Source organism: Stenotrophomonas sp. 22385 (assembly GCF_052045085.1).
Lineage (GTDB): Bacteria > Pseudomonadota > Gammaproteobacteria > Xanthomonadales > Xanthomonadaceae > Stenotrophomonas.
This window is the reverse complement of the sequence record NZ_JBQEOG010000002.1, coordinates 98933-117010: the sequence shown is the minus strand read 5'-3', so window position 1 is coordinate 117010 and position 18078 is coordinate 98933. Positions and strand designations below refer to the sequence as shown.

Genomic DNA, 18078 nt, shown 5'->3' with positions numbered 1-18078 from the left:
TTCCTTCTATTACAGGCTGTCGAGCATCGACTCGGCGTTGCCCGGCACTTTGATCTTGGCGGCGCGGGCGAAGGTCAGTGCGGCCTTCGAGGAGGAGTACAGGCCCTTCAGGTAGCCCGGCGATTCCTTGGCCACCCACGCACCGGCAGCCAACTTGCGGCCCACCGTGACCAGCTGGGTGCCGCTCAGGTTCTTCATGCCATTGGCGAAGTTGCTGGCTTCACCGCTCAGCTTCTGGCCTTCGGCAGCCGACGCGACCAGCGCCACCAGGCCGGTGGTGTAGTGCTGCTTGGATTCAGCGCTCAGCTCCGGCTGCGCGGCCACGCGCTCGTCGATCGCGGCCTGGGCGGCTTCGCTGACCGAGACCGACTTCTTCATCTGGTCCACGTTGACCGAGCCGGACGACAGCGCCATGCGCTCGGCTTCCAGCAGCTTTACCTGCTCGGCCAGGCCGAAGGCCTTGGCAAAAGAGGTCTGCGCGTCGATCGAATGCGACTGCGAGGCGACGAAGCGACGCACCAGCGCTTCCTGCGCGGCTTCGTCCGGGGCGCCTGCCGAGGCGGCTGCGGTGCTGTTGCCGCCGCCAGCCAGGTCCTTCAGCTTGCCGAACTGAGCGTGCGCCGGGGCGGCGAAGGTGGTGGCGATGGCCAGTGCGATGAGGGTCTTGCGGATCATGGTGTGTCCTTGTTGGAAAATGTTGGCGCAAACCGGCAGGTACCGACCGTTGGTCGGTACGCCTTAACGCACGGCCTTGACGTTCAATTCGTTGATCATCTGCTGCGCGCCCTTTTCGGCGGCGATCTGCAGCGCATTGGTGCGGGCCACGGTCTCGTTCGGACCGGTACCGGAGAACTGCACCGGGCCCACCGACGACACGGTCTTCGGGAAGCGGCCGCTCACGTCCAGCACCTTGCCGGTGACGGTGACGAACACGCGGGTGTTGCCGCTGACCGGATCACGATCGCGCATGCCCACGTCCAGGGTGCCCACGGCCAGGTACGGAATGTTGGCGGCCTTGATGCCGTTGGCGGTGTCACGCAGGGTGGCGGCCGACAGGTCGTTGCCGGTGCTGAAGTCCTTGCGGATGCGCTCGATGCTCAGCAGGCCACGCGATTCACCTTCCACGTATTCCGCTTCCACCACCTCATAGCCGGCCGCGCTGAAGGCGCCGGTCATGGCGGTGTTCACTTCGTTGGCGTTGGCCACCTTCCAGCTGATGTTGTCGCTGCGCGCGGTGGTGCTGCCACCGGAGGTGATCGACACCGATGCGTTCTGGTTGATGCTGCCATTGGTGCTTACGGAGTTGCCACGGAAGCTGTCGCCTTCGCGGGTCTTCTCGTCGTAGCTCTGGCTGGCGTCGACGCGGCGGTATTCCTTGTCCTGGAACGACTGCACGGTGTCCTGCGAGCGCGCCATGAACAGGAAGGTCAGCAACGAACGCTCGTTGCCACGCGCCCCGGCGGTGGCCGAGCCGGCATCCAGCTTGGTCTGCAGCAGGGTGGCGTTGATTTCGGCGCGGATGCTGACGGTGTAGGTCTTGGCCTTCTTGTCCTCGGTATCCGACAGCGGCACGGCCGACAGCACATAGCGGTCGATTTCGCCGATGAACTCGGCGCGGCGGTCTTCGAACAGGCGCAGCTTGGCCGCACCGGATTCGGCGATGTACGCCTCCAGTGCGTTGACCTTGGCCTTGTTCAGGGCCTGGGCGCGGGTATCGGCACTCAGGCGCAGGCCATAGCTGGCCGAACCGGTGCCACGGGAACTGGCGGTCTGCGCCGACACCGGCGCGGCAACCATCAGTGCAATGAGAATCAGCAGTACGGCACGAATCAACGGCATGAGGTGATCAACTCCTGGAGGGCTTGGGTCTGTTGCTGCAACGGCTTGCCGCCGGGCTTCTGTTCGCCCAGCCATGCTTTCGAATCCGCGCGCTTGGCGGCGGCGCCGGCGAAGGCGTCCAGGCCGGCCAGGGTGGTTTCGTAGCTGGCCGACCACTGGTCAACGTGCCACTGGGTCGACGGCACCACCTTGGTGGCGCCCTTGCGCAGCGGCTGGTCGAAGAACACCTTGCCCGAGAACGGCTCCACCACCGTGGCCTGGAAGAACGCGCCGAACAGCATCGTCTTCATTGCCGGGGTTTCATTGACCACACCGTTTTTCAGCGCATCCAGGCGCAGCTTCACCACGTAATCCGGCTCGGGGATCTTCAACTGGTACACCTTGCCGTCGGCAAAGCGCGCGGCCATCGCCCCGCCGATCGCCTGGCCGGTGGCCGGCGGCAGCAGGCCAATGCCGGTGTTGGACGACAACGTCTTGGACAGTTCGTGGGCCAGCGTGGCGCGCAGCACCTTTTCATCCACCGCGTCGGGCAGCTTGGCGCGCACTGCGTCGGACAAGGTCACTTCGCCCACCTGCAGGCGGCGCGTGGACGCGGCTGGCAGCTGCGCCTTGGCCAGCGTATCGGCCAGCACCTGCGGCAGGCCGGTGGCGGCCCTGCCGTACAGCAGATCGGCGACGATCGCGTCGATGTCGTCCTCGTCCGGCAGGAACTCCATCACGTCGATGCGCTGCAGGGTGATCGGGTACGACGCCACCACCTGGCGTTCGCGGAAATCGAAGAACAGCGCCTGCAGCGCCACTTCCACCAGCACCTTGTACTGGCCACCGATCGGTTCGATCGAGACCAGCTCGCGGTCCAGCGCGGTGGCCAGCACCGTGGCGCTGGTGGTGCCATCGAGCATCGCCAGCGGCTGGTCAATCAGTTCGAGGCTGGCCGGACGCTGTGCCTGCAGCCGCGCCCACAGGGCCTGGTTGAGCGGCGCCAGGCCACGCGCCTTGAGCACGGCGGCCGCACGCGGGGTGCTGGCCTCCACGGCGCTCTGGTCGGCGGTATAGGCAAAACCGGCCCAATAGGCCTGCTGCGATTTGTCGGCGGCCTGGGCGGCGGTGGCGAAGGTGGCAGTGCCCACCAAGACGAACCCGCACAACAACAGCCACGCGCTACGCGCGCGCGTACGCTTCTTCCCTGAAACCATCGTCCCGCAATCCTTCTCGAACGGACCCGGCAAGGCGCCTGGTCACTTTTGTGAGGCGCCACCATAGTGCCTGTTCAGATTTCCGGCAAGCGGAAAATTGTGTCAGCCCGGTTGCAGCCGCGCGGCCCGCGCCTGCAACAGCGCGCGTTCACGCGCGTTGGGAGTAAGCCGCGCCGCCCGCGCGAAGGCATCGGCCGCTTCTGCATGACGGCCCATCTGCGACAAAAGGTCACCCTGCACTGCCGCCAGCGGCGCATAGTCCCGCAACCGGGGATCATCGGCCAGCTGCTCTACCAAGGGCCATGCCGCTGCCGCCCCTTCCGCACGGGATACCGCCACGGCACGGTTGAGCTCCACCACCGGTGACGGTTGTACTTCCGCCAACCGCGCATACAGCGCGGCCATGCGCGCCCAGTCGGTCGCGTCGACGTGGCGTGCGCGCGCATGGCAGTCGGCAATGGACGCCTGCAGCACGTAGCCATCATCGGCCCCACCCAGCGCCACGGCCTGCTGCAATGCCGCCTGGCCGCGTGCCACCTGCAGGTGGTCCCAGCGGCTGCGGTCCTGGTCGGGCAGCAGGATCGGGTTGCCGTGCGCGTCCACGCGCGCGGCCGCGCGCGAAGCCTGCAGTTCCATCAATGCGAGCAGGCCGTGCACCTGCGGCCAGGTCGGCAGGCGCTGCTGCAGCACCCGGCCCAGCCGCAGGGCTTCCTCGCACAGCGCCGGGCGCATCCAGTCATCGCCGCTGCTGGCCGCATAGCCTTCGTTGAAGATCAGGTACACCACCGCCAGCACCGAGCCGAGCCGCTCCGGCAACGCCGCCTGGCGCGGCACCTCGAACGGCACCTGCCTGTCGGCCAGCGTGCGCTTGGCGCGCACGATGCGCTGGGCAATGGTCGGTTCGGGCTGCAGGAACGCGCGCGCGATTTCATCGGTGGTCAGCCCGCCCAGCAGGCGCAGGGTCAATGCCACCCGTGCATCGGCCGACAGCACCGGGTGGCAGGCCACGAACATCAGCCGCAGCAGGTCATCGCCAATGTCGTCCTGCAGGGCGTCGCTGTCATCGGGCAGCGGCAAGGGCTGCGGTTCCAGCTCGCTGCCCCATTGCGCATGCTGGCCGGCCACCCGCTGGTGCTGGCGCAGCACGTCGATGGCACGATTGCGTGCAGTGGTCATCAGCCACGCTCCCGGATTATCCGGGACGCCCTGGGTGGGCCAGCGCTCCAGCGCGGCCAGCCAGGTGTCCTGGGCCAGTTCTTCGGCACGCCCGATATCGCCGCCCAGCATCCGCGCCAGGCGTGCGATCAGCGCCGGCGACTCCATGCGCCAGAGGGTATCCAGTCGTTGTGTCAGCGCTGCTTCCATGCGGCGAATGAGAGCATCGGTTACCGCGCCGCACAAGCGGCGGCGCGGCAGCGGGCATCAGCCGGGTTCGCCATCCATGTATGCCACTTCCCACAGGTGGCCATCCAGGTCCTCGAAGCTGCGCTGGTACATGAAGCCGTAATCGCGCGCCGGGGTCGGTTCGCTGCCGCCGGCGGCCAGTACCTTTTCCAGGGTGGCATCCACGGCCGGGCGGCTGGGCGACGACAACGCGAGGATCACCTGCGCCTGCTTGCGGGCATCGGCGATGGGTCGATTGATGAAGGTGGCGAAGAACGGCTCCACCAGCAGCATCAGCATGATGGTGTCGCTGATGTTGAAGGAGGCGGCCTTGTCGTCGGTGTAGGTCAGGTTGGGCGTGAAGCCGAGCGCGGTGAAGAACGCCTTGCTCTTTTCCAGGTCACGGACAGGCAGGTTCACGAAAATCATCTGGGGTGTATCGGTCATTGCAGGGTCCTTGCAATCGTTTGGCGTTCTGCCGGCCAACGGCCGGCGCTATCGGGTGGGGGCAGGATCAATACGCTTTCATGCAGTTGACCATCCACGGCTTGCCGTAGCGGTCCACCAACATGCCCCAGCGCCTGGCCCAGAACGTTTCCCCGATGGGAAACGTTACCGTCCCGCCTTCGGCCAGCGCCTCGAACACACGCTCGGCTTCTTGCTCGGTCTCAACTTCGATGTTGATCGTAGTGCCGCCCCCATTCGAGGACGACGGGCCGTCAGCGGCCATCAGAATCGCGCTGCCCACTTCCAGCTGGCTGTGCGCGATCAGGTTCGGATCGGCCGGGCCGGCGTTGTCGCCGCAGCCTTCCATGTCGCTGGGCGGCATGTCGCTGTATTTCGTTTCCGAGGTGACCTTGCCACCCAGCACCTGGGCATAGAAAGCCATGGCTTCGTGGGTCTGGCCGCTGAAGCCAAGGAAGGGAATCAGTTTCATGGGAATCTCCTGAAAAGCACGGGGGTGGGTCAGTCGGCCTGGCCGATCCGCTCGCGCAGACGCTGTTCCTGCGCACGTAATTCCGGGGTGAAAACCTCGCCAAAATCTTCCTCGGTGTAGAACGGGCGGATCTCCACCACGTCGCCGGGCAGGAACGGGGCGCGTTTGAGCCATTCGGTGGCTTCATCCACCGAGCGCACCTGCCACAGCCAGAACCCGGCCACCAGCTCGCGGGTTTCGGCGAATGGCCCATCGATCACCTGCGGCGCCGCGCCGGTATAGGCCACCCGGCGGCCGTGGCGACTGGGGCGCAGGCCGTCGCCGGCCAGCATGATGCCGGCATTGACCAGTTCCTCGTTGAAGGCGCCCATCGCCTTGAAGTGTTCCTCGGTGGGCAGCACCCCGGCTTCGGTCGCCTCGGTCGCCTTCACGATCACCATGACTTTCATCGGCTTGTCCTCGTTGTCGGCCCGGTTGGCGGGCCCTTCACTGGTTACGACGCCCCAGTGGAACGGAAATCGACATGCCTGCCAAAAAAAATTCCGATGCCGCCAGAAGGTGACGGCCACGGCCATGAACAGGCCCCGGCCGCTGCACTGCAACAGGCCTGCAGCGCAGGCTGGGGCATCATGGGCATCCCCTGCCCCGCGGTGCGCCGGCCATGCAATTCCTGCTGCTGATCTATATCGACGAAGCCCTGATCCGGGACGTACCCGCCGAGGAATACGACGCCATGATGCGCGGCTGCATCCAGCACGCTGACAAGCTCAAGGCCGAAGGCACGCTGGTCGCTTCGCAACAGCTGGAGCCGGTTGCCCGGGCGCGCACCCTGCGCACGCGCGGGTCCAATGCCCGCATCACCGACGGCCCGTTCGCCGAAACCCGCGAACTGCTCGCCGGGTTCAACCTCATCAACGCCCGCGACCACGACGAAGCGCTGCGCATCGCCCAGGCATTCCCGTGGTCCCGTTACGGCAGCATAGAGGTTCGCCCCGTAGCCGATTTCGAAGCCGAACGCCGCCGCGTAGGCGCCTGACGCCCTGCACGTAGACGGCGCTCCTGGTAGGGTCGGTTCCCAAACGACTGCACGCACATCGCGCAATCGCTTTAACGCATCGCCCAGTGCAACCCACGCTGTTGCCTGGTAATTACGGCAACACGGTAACCTTCAACTCGCGCTGCCCAATCGCCTCATTCCCGCTGTAATCCCGGGCACTCCCGCGAATGATGTAATCCCCCGCTGGCAACGCCTCCGGCTGCCAGCGCCCGGTTTCCACCAACCCGTCGCGCACGGTATTGGTCACCAGGTAGCGGAACCGCGTCACCGCACTGCCGTGTACGGTGATCCCGCTGTCTGGCGCATACGCCACTACCGTGGCGCTGTCCTCGCGCGGCATGCGGTTGAACACGATGTTGAAGCGCGGCTGCTCGTACCCGGCCAGCGGCGTGCCAGCCGCATCCAGGATCTGATACCCCACTTGGTACGCCCCCAAGCGCCGCCGCGGCAGGTTGTTGTCCACCTGGTCCCACGCCTCCACCACGATCTGTACGCCGGGCCCCACGCGCGGAACCGGCACACGCCCGTTCGCCCCGGCCTTGATGGGCTGGTCAAGGTCATCCAGCACCGCGACGTCTGTAATACGTGGCGCGAAGCTGTCGGCGTAGCCCACGAAGCCCAGCGCCACCGCATTGCGCTGGAAGCCACCGGCGCCGACGCTCAGGTGCACGTGCGCCATGCGGTTGATGCTGCCCAGCGGCTCACCGGCCTTGAAGCGCGTTCCCCGGCGAACGCGTACCCGCTCCAGCTTGCCGTCCAGGTCGCGCAGCTGCGGCCAGCGCGCGTCGAACGCACGGTCACGCGCATCGCGGCCCACCTTCATGTGGATGTAGCGCAGCCGATCCAGCGACAGCCCTTCGGCCTGCCCGCCCACCGACCAGCTCGGGAACGGGCTGCTCACCTTCGCATCGGTCATCGCCAGCACCGTCTGCCCCACATCGCCACGGATATCGAAGCCGTCGTGCAGGTGGTGGCGACTCTCGCCGCTGAAGTTGCCGCGCACTTCGCCCAGCGTGCCCACCACCTCATGCCAGCCCAGCTGCGGCGCCAGCGGCCAGCGCCCGCCTGTGTCGGGCAGCGCGGCATCGGCGGCCGGGCCAATCAATGCCGGCGCCGGCGTGGCGCCGGCCGCCAGCGCACGCAGGCGGTGCACCCGGTACGACGCCGCATCGGAGACGTACAGCCCGCCTTCGGCATCCAGCGCCAGCCCGCTCGGCCGCGAGAAGCGCGGCTGCGCCGACGCACCGGTGAGGTCCACCACATGGCCCAGCGCCGACAGTTGCACCACCTTGCCGTCGACATCGCTCACGTACACCACGTCATCGTGGGTCACCGCCAGCGCCAGCGGTCCGTTGAGCAGGCTGCCGCGCGCCAGCAGCGTATCCAGCGTGCCGTTCGGCGCCAGCCGGCGGATCGCGCCGTTGAGCAGGTCGGCGATCAGCAGGTTGCCGTGCGAATCCAACGCCAGTGCTACCGGCGTATCCAGCCGCGCGCCCACCCCTGCACCGTCCACGTTGCCCGGCGCATCACCGCCGGCCAGCGTACGCACGTGGCCATCTGGCTCGATCACGCGGATACGGTCGTTCCAGGTATCGGCCACGAACACCCGGCCACCGGCATCCACCGCCACGCCCATCGGCCCATCAAAGCGCGCCTGTGCGGCCGGTCCATCGGCGTAACCAGGGGTGCCATCACCGGCAATCGTACTGACCACGCCATCGGTGCCGATCCGGCGGATTACATGGTTGCCGGTGTCGGCCACGAACACGTTGCCGGCCGCATCCAGTGCAATGCCCGACGGTGTATTGAACTGCGCCTGCAGCGCCGGGCCATCGCGCCAGCCCTCGCCCTGCCCGGCCAGCGTGTCCACCCGCCCATCGGGAAACACGCGGCGGATGCGGTTGTTGTCGCCGGCATCGGCTACGTGCAGCACGCCGTGCACATCCACCGCGACGCCGTAGGGATCGGCAAACCGCGCCTTCGCCGCTGCGCCATCGCGCAGCCCGCCCACGCCGTCACCGGCCAGCAGGCTGACCTGCGGGGTCCAGCCCAGCACCGTGGCCACCGGGCCCGGCGGCGGAGCCGGTGCGGCCGGTTCGCGTACGAAGGTCCACGCCAGTGCCGCTGCCACCGCCACGCCCACCAGCGCCACCAGTACCCATCGTGCGCGCGTCATCGCTGTCCTTGCCTGCTGCCCGTTCCGGCCACGACCTTAGCCGCTCGCCGCCTGCCTGCAAACCCTGCGTGTATCCGGATCGACTTGTGTGGATGCCGGGTTCCGGTTTCAATCGAGGCTTACGCCAAGGAAGGATCCACCGCATGAGTTGCCCTACCCGCACCTTGATTGCCCTGCTGCTGTCGCTGTTCGCCCTGCCGATGGCCGACGCACACGCGGCCGCGCATGGCACTGTGGATGCCGCTGCCGGTACCGCGCCTGCCGCAGACGCTGGCTTCCAGGCCGAAGTGGCAGCGGCTGGCGAACAGAGCGACCGCGGCGACAGCTTGGGGGCGTCCCTCGCTTTCGAACGCCTGCTTGCCGATCCACGCCTCGCACAGCTGGACGCCGAGCAACGCAGTGACGTGTGGCTGGCCGCGGCGAGGGTGGCCGGGCTGCAACGGCAGGACGCGCTGGCCGCGCAGCGTCTGAACACCGCACTGTCGATCCATCCGGGCAACGCCACCGCACGCTTGCTGCTGGCCAGCGGCCAGCTGGTCGACAACGAAGTGGAAGCCTCGGCGCGCAATATCATCCGTGCGCTCGACGATACCGACGGCGTGCCGGACCTGCACAAGGACATGGTCTGGCAGCTGGACCTGCTCCTGAAGGACACCCCAGCGACCCGGCTGGACCTGCTGCAGGCGCTGTTCGACCGCAACTGGAAGAACGACGACATCGATCCGGCCGCACTGTGGGTCACCCTGGCCACGCTGCAGGTCGAAGCCGGGCAGCGCGACAAGGTGCGCGCCACGCTGGAGCGGATCGACCAGCCGCTGGCATTGATCACCCTGCGCAGCGACAAGCGCTTCGACCGCTACCTGCCGCGCACCGATCCCCGCTTCGATCCGGTGGCGTCGGCGCAACGGCATATCGACCGCCTGCGCGTGCAGAGCATGCTGGCGCCGGCGCTGGATGAGGTGGCCGTGGAGCTGGCCTACTCGCTGCTGGTGGCCGGCAAGCCGCAGGAAGTGATCGGCATGACCCAATGGCTGGCCGATTTCGCACCCAACGCCACCACCGTGCCCGCCCCGGAAGAGGTGGAGTCGATCGGCTGGCTGCTGGACCTGCGCTCGCGTGCGCAGCAGCAGCTGGGCCAGATCGATGATGCGGTGGAAACCCAGCAGCTTGCCGTGCGCATGACCTCGCAGAGCGGCCTTGCCAACCAGCCACTGGGCCTGGCCGTGCTGTACATCGGCCTGCACCGCCCGTCGATGGCCCGGCAGCAGGTCGAGGACCTGCAGCACCTCAACGCGCTCGGCGAAGGTGCCCGGCAGCTGGTGCAACTGCTGGCCGCGCTGCAGCTCAAGGATGAAGCCGCTGCGCAGGAAGCGCGCGATGCGCTGTTTGCTGCGCGGGAAGCGGACGCCGCCCACTACATGGCCGGGCTGGTGGCCGACAACCGCCTGGACGAAGCGGTGGCGGCACTGACCGCACGCCTGGACGACCCGATGGAACGCGGTACCGCGCTGCTGGAGCTGCAGGACACCCGCATGTCGCCGCTGTTGCCGGGTGATATCGAGTCCAATGCACGCTGGGAACAGTTTGCGCAGCGTGCCGACGTCAAGAAGGCGATACGCCGTGTCGGCCGGGTCGAAAGCTACCCGCTCTACAACGAGTGACGTGCGGTTCCCCGGCTATCGCGCCGGGGTTTCCGCCTTGAACCCCATCGCCTCGCGGTAGCGTGCGTACAGCGTGCCCACCTTCTCCACGTAGGCCAGCGTTTCGGCGTACGGCGGCACGCCCTTGTAGCGGGTCACCGCACCGATGCCCGCATTGTAGGCGGCCGCCGCCAGCGTACGGTCGCCCTTGTAGCGCGCCAGCAGCGCCTTCAGGTAGCGCGCGCCGCCATTGATCGACTGCTCGGCGGACAGCGGATCGGACACGCCCAGTTCGGTGGCGGTATCGGGCATCAGCTGCATCACGCCCTGCGCGCCCTTGGGCGACACCGCACCGGCATCGAAGCCGCTTTCGGCATGGGCAATCGCGCGCAGCCAGGCGTCGTCCACCCCGGTGGCCTTTGCCGCCGCCTTGAACTGCTTCGCATGCCGGCTGAGCTGCGGCGCGCCGACCTTGCCCAGCCCTTCGTGCGCCGGTTCGCCTGGCGGGGTGGCCACGGTGAATTTCAGGAACACCCGGGAGCCGGGCAGGTTGCGCGTGGAGTAGACCAGCTGCCCGTCCTGCTCGCGCTCATACAGGGTGCCGCTGAACACCCCCATGTTGCCCCACAGGTTGGGAGCCTGCACCGCGTTATCGTCGATCTGCTGCGCCTTGCACTTCGAACCCGGTTCGGGCGCCGTGGCCAGGCTCACCGTGTTGTTCTGCACACAGCGGTACACCGTGCGCGCGGCCGCCGTGCCGGGCAACAGCAGCGGCAACAGGGCCAGCACGGCAGGCAGCAGAGGCTTCATGGCTCCGGGGCCACCGGGGGCGGCCAGATCGAGGGGTGGCGCGATCATCCGGCCCGGGGTGCGAACTGCAGGTGAATCCACCGACGGCTTCACCCCCTTCACGCGGCCTGATACGGACACTGGGGAAAACCCGACAGGAATCTACGTGAAGCCCTGTTCCAAACCATCGTTCGAGATGGTCATATAGGACTCAACCCACGCCCCACCGGCAGAGAGGTCCGCTTGAAGCGCGCCAGCACCATCGCCGCCATCGCGCTTGCCGCCCTTCTGGGGGCCCTCCTGCCCGTGGCCGCGCTGGTCTACATCAGCTGGAGCCGCGCTCAGGTGACCGAAACCGACCGTCTCGAGCGCACCGCCGAACGTACCCTGCAGCGTGCCCACCGCGCCTACGAGGCCGGTCTGCTGGCCCTGCGCAAGCTCAATCAGGCCCAGCTGCCCGGCTGCTCACCCGAACATCTGAAGCTGATGCGCAGCCTGGCGCTGGGCACGACCTCGGCCGAACAGGTGGGCTACTTCGAGGAAGGCCGGCTGCGCTGCACCTCCTGGGGCATGGTCGAAGACCTGGTGCCCGAACCCACCCCGGACCACATCACTGCGGATGGCGCCTCCATCACCCTGGGCGTGCGGCCGGTCGCCGGCGATGGTGCCGCGTCGCTGCTCTCGCTGCAGCTGGGCCGCCACGACATCCTCGTGGACCCGTCCCGGTTCGTGGACGTCATCGCCGAACCGAACGTGCGGCTGGCCGTGGCGACCCCCGATGGCCGGCTGATCGCCCAGCAACCGATGGCCGACCCGGAACTGCTGCAGCGTCTGCTGCGCGAACCGCACAACGGGCACACTGCCCGCACGCTGTTTGTCAGCGCGCAGGACCAGGAATGGCTGGCCATCGCCCTCGCCCCGCGCATCGGTCTGATGGCCGCCTTCCAGCAGCAGTTCTGGCAGCTGGTGCCCTTGGGCGTGGTGGGCGCGGTACTTGCCACCGTGGCCGGCATCTGGCTCTCGCGCCGCCGCCTGTCGCTGCGCAACGAACTGGCCAGCGCGGTGCGTCGCCGCGAGTTCCGCATGGATTACCAGCCCATCATCGAACTGGACACCGGCATCTGCGTAGGCGCCGAAGCGCTGGTGCGCTGGTCGCGCGCAGACGGCACCCAGGTGCGCCCGGATCTGTTCATCCCGGTTGCCGAAGAAACCGGCCTGATTGAAGCGCTCACCGACCACGTGATGGATCTGGTGATCAGCGACATGCGCGAGCTGCTCATCCACGACCGCAGTGCGCATATCGCCATCAATCTGTCTGCCGGCGATGTCAGCAGCGGGCGGGCGCTGAAGGTGTTGTCCAGCAAACTGGTCGGCAGCGGCATCCACCCGCAGCAGATCTGGCTGGAAGCGACAGAACGTGGCTTCCTCGATATCCAGGGGGCACGCACGTCACTTGCCGCCGCCCGGCGCGCCGGGCACTGCGTGGCCATCGACGATTTCGGCGTGGGTTACTCCAGCCTGCAGTACCTGCAGCAGCTGCCGCTGGACGCGTTGAAGATCGACAAGTCGTTCATTGATTCCATCGGCACCCACAGCGTGACCAGCCCGGTCACCTCGCACATCATCGACATGGCGAAGACGCTGGGGCTGTTCACCGTGGCCGAGGGCATCGAGACGTCCGCCCAGCTCGCCTATCTGCAGTCGCGGCAGGTGGAATTCGGGCAGGGCTGGCTGTTCTCGCGGCCGCTGCCGGGGCCGGAGTTCATTGCTTTCCATGAGCAGCGACGTACGCAGTATGGGAAGGCACCGGAAGACATGCAGAACCCCAACAGCATCACCGACTAGCGGATTCATCGGCGGGTTGGAAAGCCGTCCTATAATGGGCGCACGGCATTCAGCCGTCCCCGTAATGAGGTGTGCCTGCATGCGCCAGTAATGCCGCCGTCGTTTGACGGCCAGTCTCCTTCCCGCCCTGTTCGCAGGGGGAGTCCTTGGCATTGCTGGAGGTCGCATGACCGCATTCACCCTCACGCTCGACCGCGTGACATTCACCCTGCCCGATGGGCGTGGGCTGTTCCCCGAGCTTTCTGCTTCGTTCGATACCACCCCCACCGGCCTGGTTGGTCGCAATGGGGTGGGCAAGAGCGTGCTCGGCCGCCTGCTGGCCGGGCAGCTGCAGCCCAGCAGCGGGCACATCCAGCGGCAAGGCCGCGTACACCTGCTCGCCCAGCACAGTGGCGTGCTGCCCGGCCGCATCGCCGACCTGGCGGGCGTGGCGCCGCAGTTGGATGCACTGGACCGGATCGAAGCCGGCAGCGTGGACCCGCGCGACTTCGCCGTGGTGGGCGAACGCTGGACCCTGCGCGAGCAGTTGCAGGCACAATGGCAGCGGCTTGGCCTGCCCGCACTGGATCCCGCGCAACCGGCCGCCACCCTCAGCGGCGGGCAGGCCATGCAGGTGGCGTTGGCCGGTGCCCTGCTATCAGACGCAGATGCACTGGTGCTGGACGAGCCCAGCAACCACCTCGACAGCACACATCGAACCCGGCTGATCGAGGCGCTGGCGCAGTGGCGTGGCGGGCTGATCGTCATCAGCCACGACCGCGCACTGCTGCGGGAGATGCAGCGCATTGTCGAACTCACGCCCGGCGGGTTGCGCAGCTACGGCGGCAACTACGACCTGTACGCCGGGCAGAAGCAGGCCGAACAGGCCAGCGCCGAAGCCGAGCTGGCCCTGCGCAAGCGCGAGCGCCGGCAGGAACAGGCCGCAGTGCGCGAACAGCGCGAGCGGCAGGCACACCGCCAATCACGCGCCCAGCGCGATGCCCGCGCCGCCAACCAGGCACCGATCCTGCTAGGCGGCATGAAGAACCGCGCCGAAAACAGCGCCGGCCGGCTGCAGACGCAGCAGCTTGAACGGCGCGCGGCGGCGGACAGCCGGGTACGGGAGGCGGCAGCGGGGCTGGAGGAGGCCACCCCGATTGCGATGCTCGGGCCCAGCCTGGCCGCGCCCGGTCCGCAGCAGGTCGCCACGCTTGGCAACGTGCACCTGCCGTGGGTGCAGGCGCCCTGGCAGCACATCACCCTGCACCTCCAGCGCGGCGACCGCATCGGCGTGCGTGGCCGTAACGGCAGTGGCAAGTCCACCTTGCTTCGCGTGCTGGCCGGTGAAGTGCCGCCGCTCCGTGGGCAGGTCAAGCGCGCGGCAAGCGTCGCCCTGCTTGACCAGACCCTGTGCTCGCTGCCCGCGCAGGAGTCCGCGCTGCAGCTGTTGCAGCGCGCGAACCCGATGGCCAGCGAGGGCACCCTGCGCACCCAGCTGACCCTGCTTGGCCTGGATGCCGAGCGCAGCCTGCGCCCGTTGGCCAGCCTGAGCGGTGGCGAACGGGTCAAGGCCGCGCTTGCCGCCGTGCTGTATGCGGACGTCCCGCCGCAGCTACTGCTGCTCGACGAGCCCGGCAACCACCTGGACCTGGCTTCGCTGGCCGCGCTGGAACAGATGCTCAACCAGTACCGCGGCAGCGTGGTGGTCGTCTCGCACGACCAGGCACTGCTGGATGCGGTACAGCTGACCCATCATCTGGATGCCGGCGAGGAGGGGTGGCAGTTGCAGCTGCTGTAGTCGCGTACCTCAAGCACGCGCCCAAGCGGGAAATGCCTCCGGCAACAGCTGCCACAACATCGGGCCTGCCTGCATCTCGCCGTCATCCAGCAGGCACGCATCCAACTCGGCACGCACCGCCTGCTCATCCAGCCCCACGCCGATCACCGCCAGCTCCTGGCGGCGATCGCCCCACCACGGGTGCCAGATCCGGCGCATGGCCTGGTACTCGCCGGCATCGGCGACCTCATGCACGCCGGGCAGGGGCGCGGTCCAGCACCCGGCCTGCTGCCGTACCCAGCCCACATCGGTGTACGGCACGCGTGGCGGCGGCAACAACGGCACCGTGTCTTCCAGCCCGGCCTCTACCCGCTCCCGCGCCGCGTACCAGAAACCTGCCGCCTGGGTGCGCGTGGCCGCACCCACGCTGGACAGCTCGCCCACCCAGTCCATGCGGTTGGCCAGCCAGAAGAAGCCCTTGCTGCGGATCACGCTGCCCAACCCGTGCTCCAGCAGGTGCGCAAACCGCTGCGGATGGAAAGGCCTGCGCGCGCGATACACGAAGCTGGTGATGCCGTACTCCTCGGTTTCCGGCGTGTGCTCGCCGCGCAGCGCCTGCATCCAACCCGGCGCCAGCTGCGCGCGCACGAAATCAAAGCGGCGCGTATCCAACAGCTCATGCGCGGGTACATCACCGTTGCGCGACAGCAGCAGCCGCGCATCGCGGTTCATCGCGCGCAGCACCGCCAGCGTCTGCTGCAGCAGGTCATCGTCCACCAGATCGGCCTTGCTCACCACGATCACGTTGGCGAACTCGATCTGCTCGGCCAGCAGGTCCACCACCCCGCGCGTGTCGTCCGCCCCGGCCTGCTGGCCTCGGTCGGCCAGCAGCGCGTTGCTGCTGAAATCCCGCAGGAAGTTCTGCCCATCCACAACCGTCACCAGCGTATCCAGCCGCGCGATGTCGTTGAGGCAGAACCCGGCGTCATCGCGCACAGAGAACGTGGCGGCCACCGGCAACGGCTCGGCGATGCCGGTCGATTCGATCAGCAGGTAGTCGTAGCGCCCTTCGGACGCCAGCCGCTTCACCTCCTGCAGCAGGTCATCGCGCAGCGTGCAGCAGATGCAGCCATTGCTGAACTCCACCAGGGTTTCCTCGGTGCGGCTCAGTGCCGCCCCGCCGCCGCGCACCAGCTGCGCATCGATGTTGATTTCGCTCATGTCGTTGACGATCACCGCCACCCGCAGCCCCTCGCGGTTGCGCAGCAGCTGGTTGAGCAGGGTGGTCTTGCCCGCGCCAAGGAAACCGGACAGCACTGTAACCGGCAGGCGGGAGTCGAAAGAGGTGGCAGAGGCGGTCATGGTGGCGAAAGCGTGGAAGTGGACTTAAATGTTACTATATAACATCCGCCGTTCCAGACCCCTTCCCCCCATGAAGACCACCAACGCCCTGCTCGACGCCAGCGCCATCGCCCTTTCCAGCCTGTGCCTGCTGCACTGCCTGGCCCTGCCGCTGCTCGCCGCCGCCCTGCCGCTGATGGGGGTATGGGCCGAAGCGGAGTGGATACACATCGTGTTCGTGGCCATCGCCGCCCCGACCACCGGCTTCGCGCTATGGCGCGCCCACCGCCAGCAGCCGCTGCCGGCCGTGGCCGGCGTGACCGCAGCGGCAGGCCTCCTGCTGCTATTGGCAGGTGCAGCAGGCTGGCCGAGCCACGATGCCGAAACCCCCATGACGGTAGCCGGCAGCCTGCTCCTCGCCACCACCCACATCTGGAACGCCTGGCGCCGCCACCGTCATTGAGCGATACGAGCGGGCCACGCTTAACACTAGGGGCGCACTGCTATGGTGCCTGTGTCATACCCGCACACCCTGGGGACACAGGCATCGAGGCGTGTCGCAAGAAATCGGGAATCGTGTGCGAGGCAGGCTACGCCCATGAAACGTTGGTCGCTGAAGGCACTGCCAAAGTTGCGGACCCAGTCAACACGACAGCGGTTGTCGACCACCATGAACGCCCTGGCAGCTCCCGCCTGACTGCTCCGAAACTTTACATGGCCGTGGGCGGCGAAATTCGTCCCTGAGGGAACTGACCCGGACGGTGCAGTAGCAATCACGGCGTCCAGCGCCTTCTCCCCGGTCGTCTGTCCGCATACCCATGCACTGGACGCGCCTTCAAAGGTGGTTTCACCTTCCTGGTCCGGTTCCATTCCCAATGCCTCACAGTACGCCCAGTGATACTTTCTGGTTCCCTCACTCTGGTCTTCGTACCTGTATCTATAGTTGGCGGTACCGACGCGTTCTAGTCGCTGTTCAACGTGTATTACCCCACCGCGCAAGTCATCGAGCGCACTTGTTCTCACTACCAGTTCGTTGCCAAATCTGCCCCTCTCAACTCTGTCAGCCAGTATTGCGCCGCTGGAAGGTTCCGCGGGGAGTGGTGCTCCAGTACCGTGCAGCTGGTCTTTGCTGCAGTGCCACCCGGCGGCTTCGGGGGTAAAGATGACTTCGCCATCAACGAACGGGTAAAGACCAGAAGCTGCGCAGTACGCCCGATGGTAGGCCTTCGTCCTTTCATCCTGCTCTTCGAACTCGTATCGAAGGTTTCCATCAGCGTTGACCTGGAGGCGCTGTTCGATTCCCACCATGCTCTGTTTCGAATCAGGCCAGAGTGCACTTCGCACAATGACCCGGCCTCCGGAGGCGTCGAACTCCATTCTGTCCTGAAACTTGGGCTGATCCATCGCGTGCAGAGAGAACGGGACGACCAATGCGATCATCAAGTACATGCGTTTCTTCATAGAAAGACAATCTGTAGCGATAGGAGTCGCTAGATTCGCGTGGCTCGATCGCCAGGTCTGTGCTCTGGATCTCCTAAGACCACTTACAAATATCCAGTTTTCAATCGCTGGTGAACGATTGATTGACCGGTTCAATCAAGAGAAATCGTCGCATGAGTAAGGTGTCTCCTCTACTTGGTAGAGCTACGTCCTTGCCTGGCTGGACCGTCGGGCACCCTTGGCCTGCGAACAATCCAGCCACGCAAGGCGTGGCCCTACGTGGCGAAGCCGAGATTACAGCCGGAACAACATTCCTGCGAGGAACAACAGCAGCGGCAGCGCGCTGATGACCGCGCCTACAATGCCCACCCATGGCCAGCGCTCGCGGCGTACGCGCGAGCCGATGGTCAGCAGCAGGCCCAGTACCGACGACGCCAGCACACCCACCGCCACCCCGGCACTTCCGACCAGCAGCCGCCCCATCTCCGGTGCTGCCTGCGCTACCGCATAGGCCGCCGCGAGGATCGCGGGCGCAACCAGCCAGCTGGCGGTGCCAAGCAGCGGCCACCGTCGGCCTGCACCAGGGGAATCGACACGGTTGTGCAGCGATGGGGAAGTGGGTTGTGGCATGGACTTGCTCCGTAGGTCTCCCCAACCGTACACCCAACGCAGCGCGTAC

General features: G+C 66.9%; 17 protein-coding genes. 5 read left to right on the top strand and 12 right to left on the bottom strand.

Going from position 1 to position 18078, the window contains the following annotated elements:
* Window positions 1-9 precede the first annotated feature (9 nt).
* The 7 genes from ACTJI4_RS04990 to ACTJI4_RS04960 all read right to left on the bottom strand — a co-directional run bounded on the left by ACTJI4_RS04990 (window position 10) and on the right by ACTJI4_RS04960 (window position 5804).
* Window positions 10-675, bottom strand: a complete 666-nt coding sequence (locus ACTJI4_RS04990) for a hypothetical protein (protein ID WP_392919629.1) — start codon at window positions 673-675, stop codon at window positions 10-12.
* 63 nt (window positions 676-738) lie between these two features.
* On the bottom strand, window positions 739-1839 hold the full coding sequence (locus tag ACTJI4_RS04985) for a hypothetical protein (protein WP_392919632.1): 1101 nt from the start codon (window positions 1837-1839) through the stop codon (window positions 739-741).
* Window positions 1830-3035: a hypothetical protein gene (locus ACTJI4_RS04980; RefSeq protein WP_440868706.1), complete on the bottom strand. Its 1206-nt coding sequence runs from the start codon at window positions 3033-3035 to the stop codon at window positions 1830-1832. The genes ACTJI4_RS04985 and ACTJI4_RS04980 overlap by 10 nt, the downstream gene beginning before the upstream one ends.
* A gap of 102 nt (window positions 3036-3137) precedes the next feature.
* Window positions 3138-4400, bottom strand: a complete 1263-nt coding sequence (locus tag ACTJI4_RS04975; RefSeq protein ID WP_440868705.1) for an RNA polymerase sigma factor — start codon at window positions 4398-4400, stop codon at window positions 3138-3140.
* Between the two features lie 57 nt (window positions 4401-4457).
* Window positions 4458-4865 (bottom strand): VOC family protein, encoded by a 408-nt coding sequence (locus ACTJI4_RS04970; RefSeq protein ID WP_440868704.1) that lies wholly within the window; start codon window positions 4863-4865, stop codon window positions 4458-4460.
* A gap of 67 nt (window positions 4866-4932) precedes the next feature.
* Window positions 4933-5355 (bottom strand): VOC family protein, encoded by a 423-nt coding sequence (locus ACTJI4_RS04965; protein ID WP_440868703.1) that lies wholly within the window; start codon window positions 5353-5355, stop codon window positions 4933-4935.
* Between the two features lie 29 nt (window positions 5356-5384).
* The gene (locus ACTJI4_RS04960; RefSeq protein WP_440868702.1) at window positions 5385-5804 is read right to left on the bottom strand and encodes a YciI family protein; all 420 of its coding nucleotides are present in this window, start codon (window positions 5802-5804) and stop codon (window positions 5385-5387) included.
* 212 nt (window positions 5805-6016) lie between these two features.
* On the opposite strand from ACTJI4_RS04960, the gene ACTJI4_RS04955 reads away from it, so the two are divergent.
* Window positions 6017-6391: a YciI family protein gene (locus tag ACTJI4_RS04955; RefSeq protein WP_440868701.1), complete on the top strand. Its 375-nt coding sequence runs from the start codon at window positions 6017-6019 to the stop codon at window positions 6389-6391.
* Window positions 6392-6503: 112 nt separating this feature from the next.
* Here ACTJI4_RS04955 and ACTJI4_RS04950 read toward each other — a convergent pair whose 3' ends face one another.
* A complete protein-coding gene (locus ACTJI4_RS04950) occupies window positions 6504-8588 on the bottom strand; it encodes an NHL repeat-containing protein (protein ID WP_440868700.1) in 2085 nt (694 codons plus the stop codon).
* Between the two features lie 143 nt (window positions 8589-8731).
* On the opposite strand from ACTJI4_RS04950, the gene ACTJI4_RS04945 reads away from it, so the two are divergent.
* On the top strand, window positions 8732-10249 hold the full coding sequence (locus ACTJI4_RS04945) for a hypothetical protein (protein ID WP_440868699.1): 1518 nt from the start codon (window positions 8732-8734) through the stop codon (window positions 10247-10249).
* A 15-nt stretch (window positions 10250-10264) separates the two neighbouring features.
* Here the strand turns inward: ACTJI4_RS04945 and ACTJI4_RS04940 are convergent, their stop codons facing one another.
* The gene (locus ACTJI4_RS04940; protein WP_440868698.1) at window positions 10265-11038 is read right to left on the bottom strand and encodes a lytic transglycosylase domain-containing protein; all 774 of its coding nucleotides are present in this window, start codon (window positions 11036-11038) and stop codon (window positions 10265-10267) included.
* 222 nt (window positions 11039-11260) lie between these two features.
* Between ACTJI4_RS04940 and ACTJI4_RS04935 the strand changes: the two genes are divergently transcribed.
* On the top strand, window positions 11261-12862 hold the full coding sequence (locus ACTJI4_RS04935; protein ID WP_392919662.1) for an EAL domain-containing protein: 1602 nt from the start codon (window positions 11261-11263) through the stop codon (window positions 12860-12862).
* A gap of 166 nt (window positions 12863-13028) precedes the next feature.
* Entirely contained in the window at window positions 13029-14639 is a 1611-nt protein-coding gene (locus ACTJI4_RS04930; RefSeq protein WP_440868697.1) for an ABC-F family ATP-binding cassette domain-containing protein, read from the top strand.
* Between the two features lie 9 nt (window positions 14640-14648).
* Here ACTJI4_RS04930 and ACTJI4_RS04925 read toward each other — a convergent pair whose 3' ends face one another.
* On the bottom strand, window positions 14649-15980 hold the full coding sequence (locus ACTJI4_RS04925) for a GTP-binding protein (RefSeq protein ID WP_440868696.1): 1332 nt from the start codon (window positions 15978-15980) through the stop codon (window positions 14649-14651).
* A 70-nt stretch (window positions 15981-16050) separates the two neighbouring features.
* Between ACTJI4_RS04925 and ACTJI4_RS04920 the strand changes: the two genes are divergently transcribed.
* Window positions 16051-16422: a MerC family mercury resistance protein gene (locus ACTJI4_RS04920; RefSeq protein ID WP_392919671.1), complete on the top strand. Its 372-nt coding sequence runs from the start codon at window positions 16051-16053 to the stop codon at window positions 16420-16422.
* Window positions 16423-16448: 26 nt separating this feature from the next.
* Here the strand turns inward: ACTJI4_RS04920 and ACTJI4_RS04915 are convergent, their stop codons facing one another.
* Window positions 16449-17408 (bottom strand): hypothetical protein, encoded by a 960-nt coding sequence (locus tag ACTJI4_RS04915; protein ID WP_440868695.1) that lies wholly within the window; start codon window positions 17406-17408, stop codon window positions 16449-16451.
* A 285-nt stretch (window positions 17409-17693) separates the two neighbouring features.
* On the bottom strand, window positions 17694-18029 hold the full coding sequence (locus ACTJI4_RS04910) for a hypothetical protein (RefSeq protein WP_440868694.1): 336 nt from the start codon (window positions 18027-18029) through the stop codon (window positions 17694-17696).
* Between the last annotated feature and the right edge of the window lie 49 nt (window positions 18030-18078).

Coding starts and splice junctions, on each gene's coding strand:
- ACTJI4_RS04990 (WP_392919629.1), bottom strand. CDS start 675: ATGATCCGCAAGACCCTCATCGCACTGGCCATCGCCACCACCTTCGCC.
- ACTJI4_RS04985 (WP_392919632.1), bottom strand. CDS start 1,839: ATGCCGTTGATTCGTGCCGTACTGCTGATTCTCATTGCACTGATGGTT.
- ACTJI4_RS04980 (WP_440868706.1), bottom strand. CDS start 3,035: ATGGTTTCAGGGAAGAAGCGTACGCGCGCGCGTAGCGCGTGGCTGTTG.
- ACTJI4_RS04975 (WP_440868705.1), bottom strand. CDS start 4,400: ATGGAAGCAGCGCTGACACAACGACTGGATACCCTCTGGCGCATGGAG.
- ACTJI4_RS04970 (WP_440868704.1), bottom strand. CDS start 4,865: ATGACCGATACACCCCAGATGATTTTCGTGAACCTGCCTGTCCGTGAC.
- ACTJI4_RS04965 (WP_440868703.1), bottom strand. CDS start 5,355: ATGAAACTGATTCCCTTCCTTGGCTTCAGCGGCCAGACCCACGAAGCC.
- ACTJI4_RS04960 (WP_440868702.1), bottom strand. CDS start 5,804: ATGAAAGTCATGGTGATCGTGAAGGCGACCGAGGCGACCGAAGCCGGG.
- ACTJI4_RS04955 (WP_440868701.1), top strand. CDS start 6,017: ATGCAATTCCTGCTGCTGATCTATATCGACGAAGCCCTGATCCGGGAC.
- ACTJI4_RS04950 (WP_440868700.1), bottom strand. CDS start 8,588: ATGACGCGCGCACGATGGGTACTGGTGGCGCTGGTGGGCGTGGCGGTG.
- ACTJI4_RS04945 (WP_440868699.1), top strand. CDS start 8,732: ATGAGTTGCCCTACCCGCACCTTGATTGCCCTGCTGCTGTCGCTGTTC.
- ACTJI4_RS04940 (WP_440868698.1), bottom strand. CDS start 11,038: ATGAAGCCTCTGCTGCCTGCCGTGCTGGCCCTGTTGCCGCTGCTGTTG.
- ACTJI4_RS04930 (WP_440868697.1), top strand. CDS start 13,029: ATGACCGCATTCACCCTCACGCTCGACCGCGTGACATTCACCCTGCCC.
- ACTJI4_RS04925 (WP_440868696.1), bottom strand. CDS start 15,980: ATGACCGCCTCTGCCACCTCTTTCGACTCCCGCCTGCCGGTTACAGTG.
- ACTJI4_RS04920 (WP_392919671.1), top strand. CDS start 16,051: ATGAAGACCACCAACGCCCTGCTCGACGCCAGCGCCATCGCCCTTTCC.
- ACTJI4_RS04915 (WP_440868695.1), bottom strand. CDS start 17,408: ATGTACTTGATGATCGCATTGGTCGTCCCGTTCTCTCTGCACGCGATG.
- ACTJI4_RS04910 (WP_440868694.1), bottom strand. CDS start 18,029: ATGCCACAACCCACTTCCCCATCGCTGCACAACCGTGTCGATTCCCCT.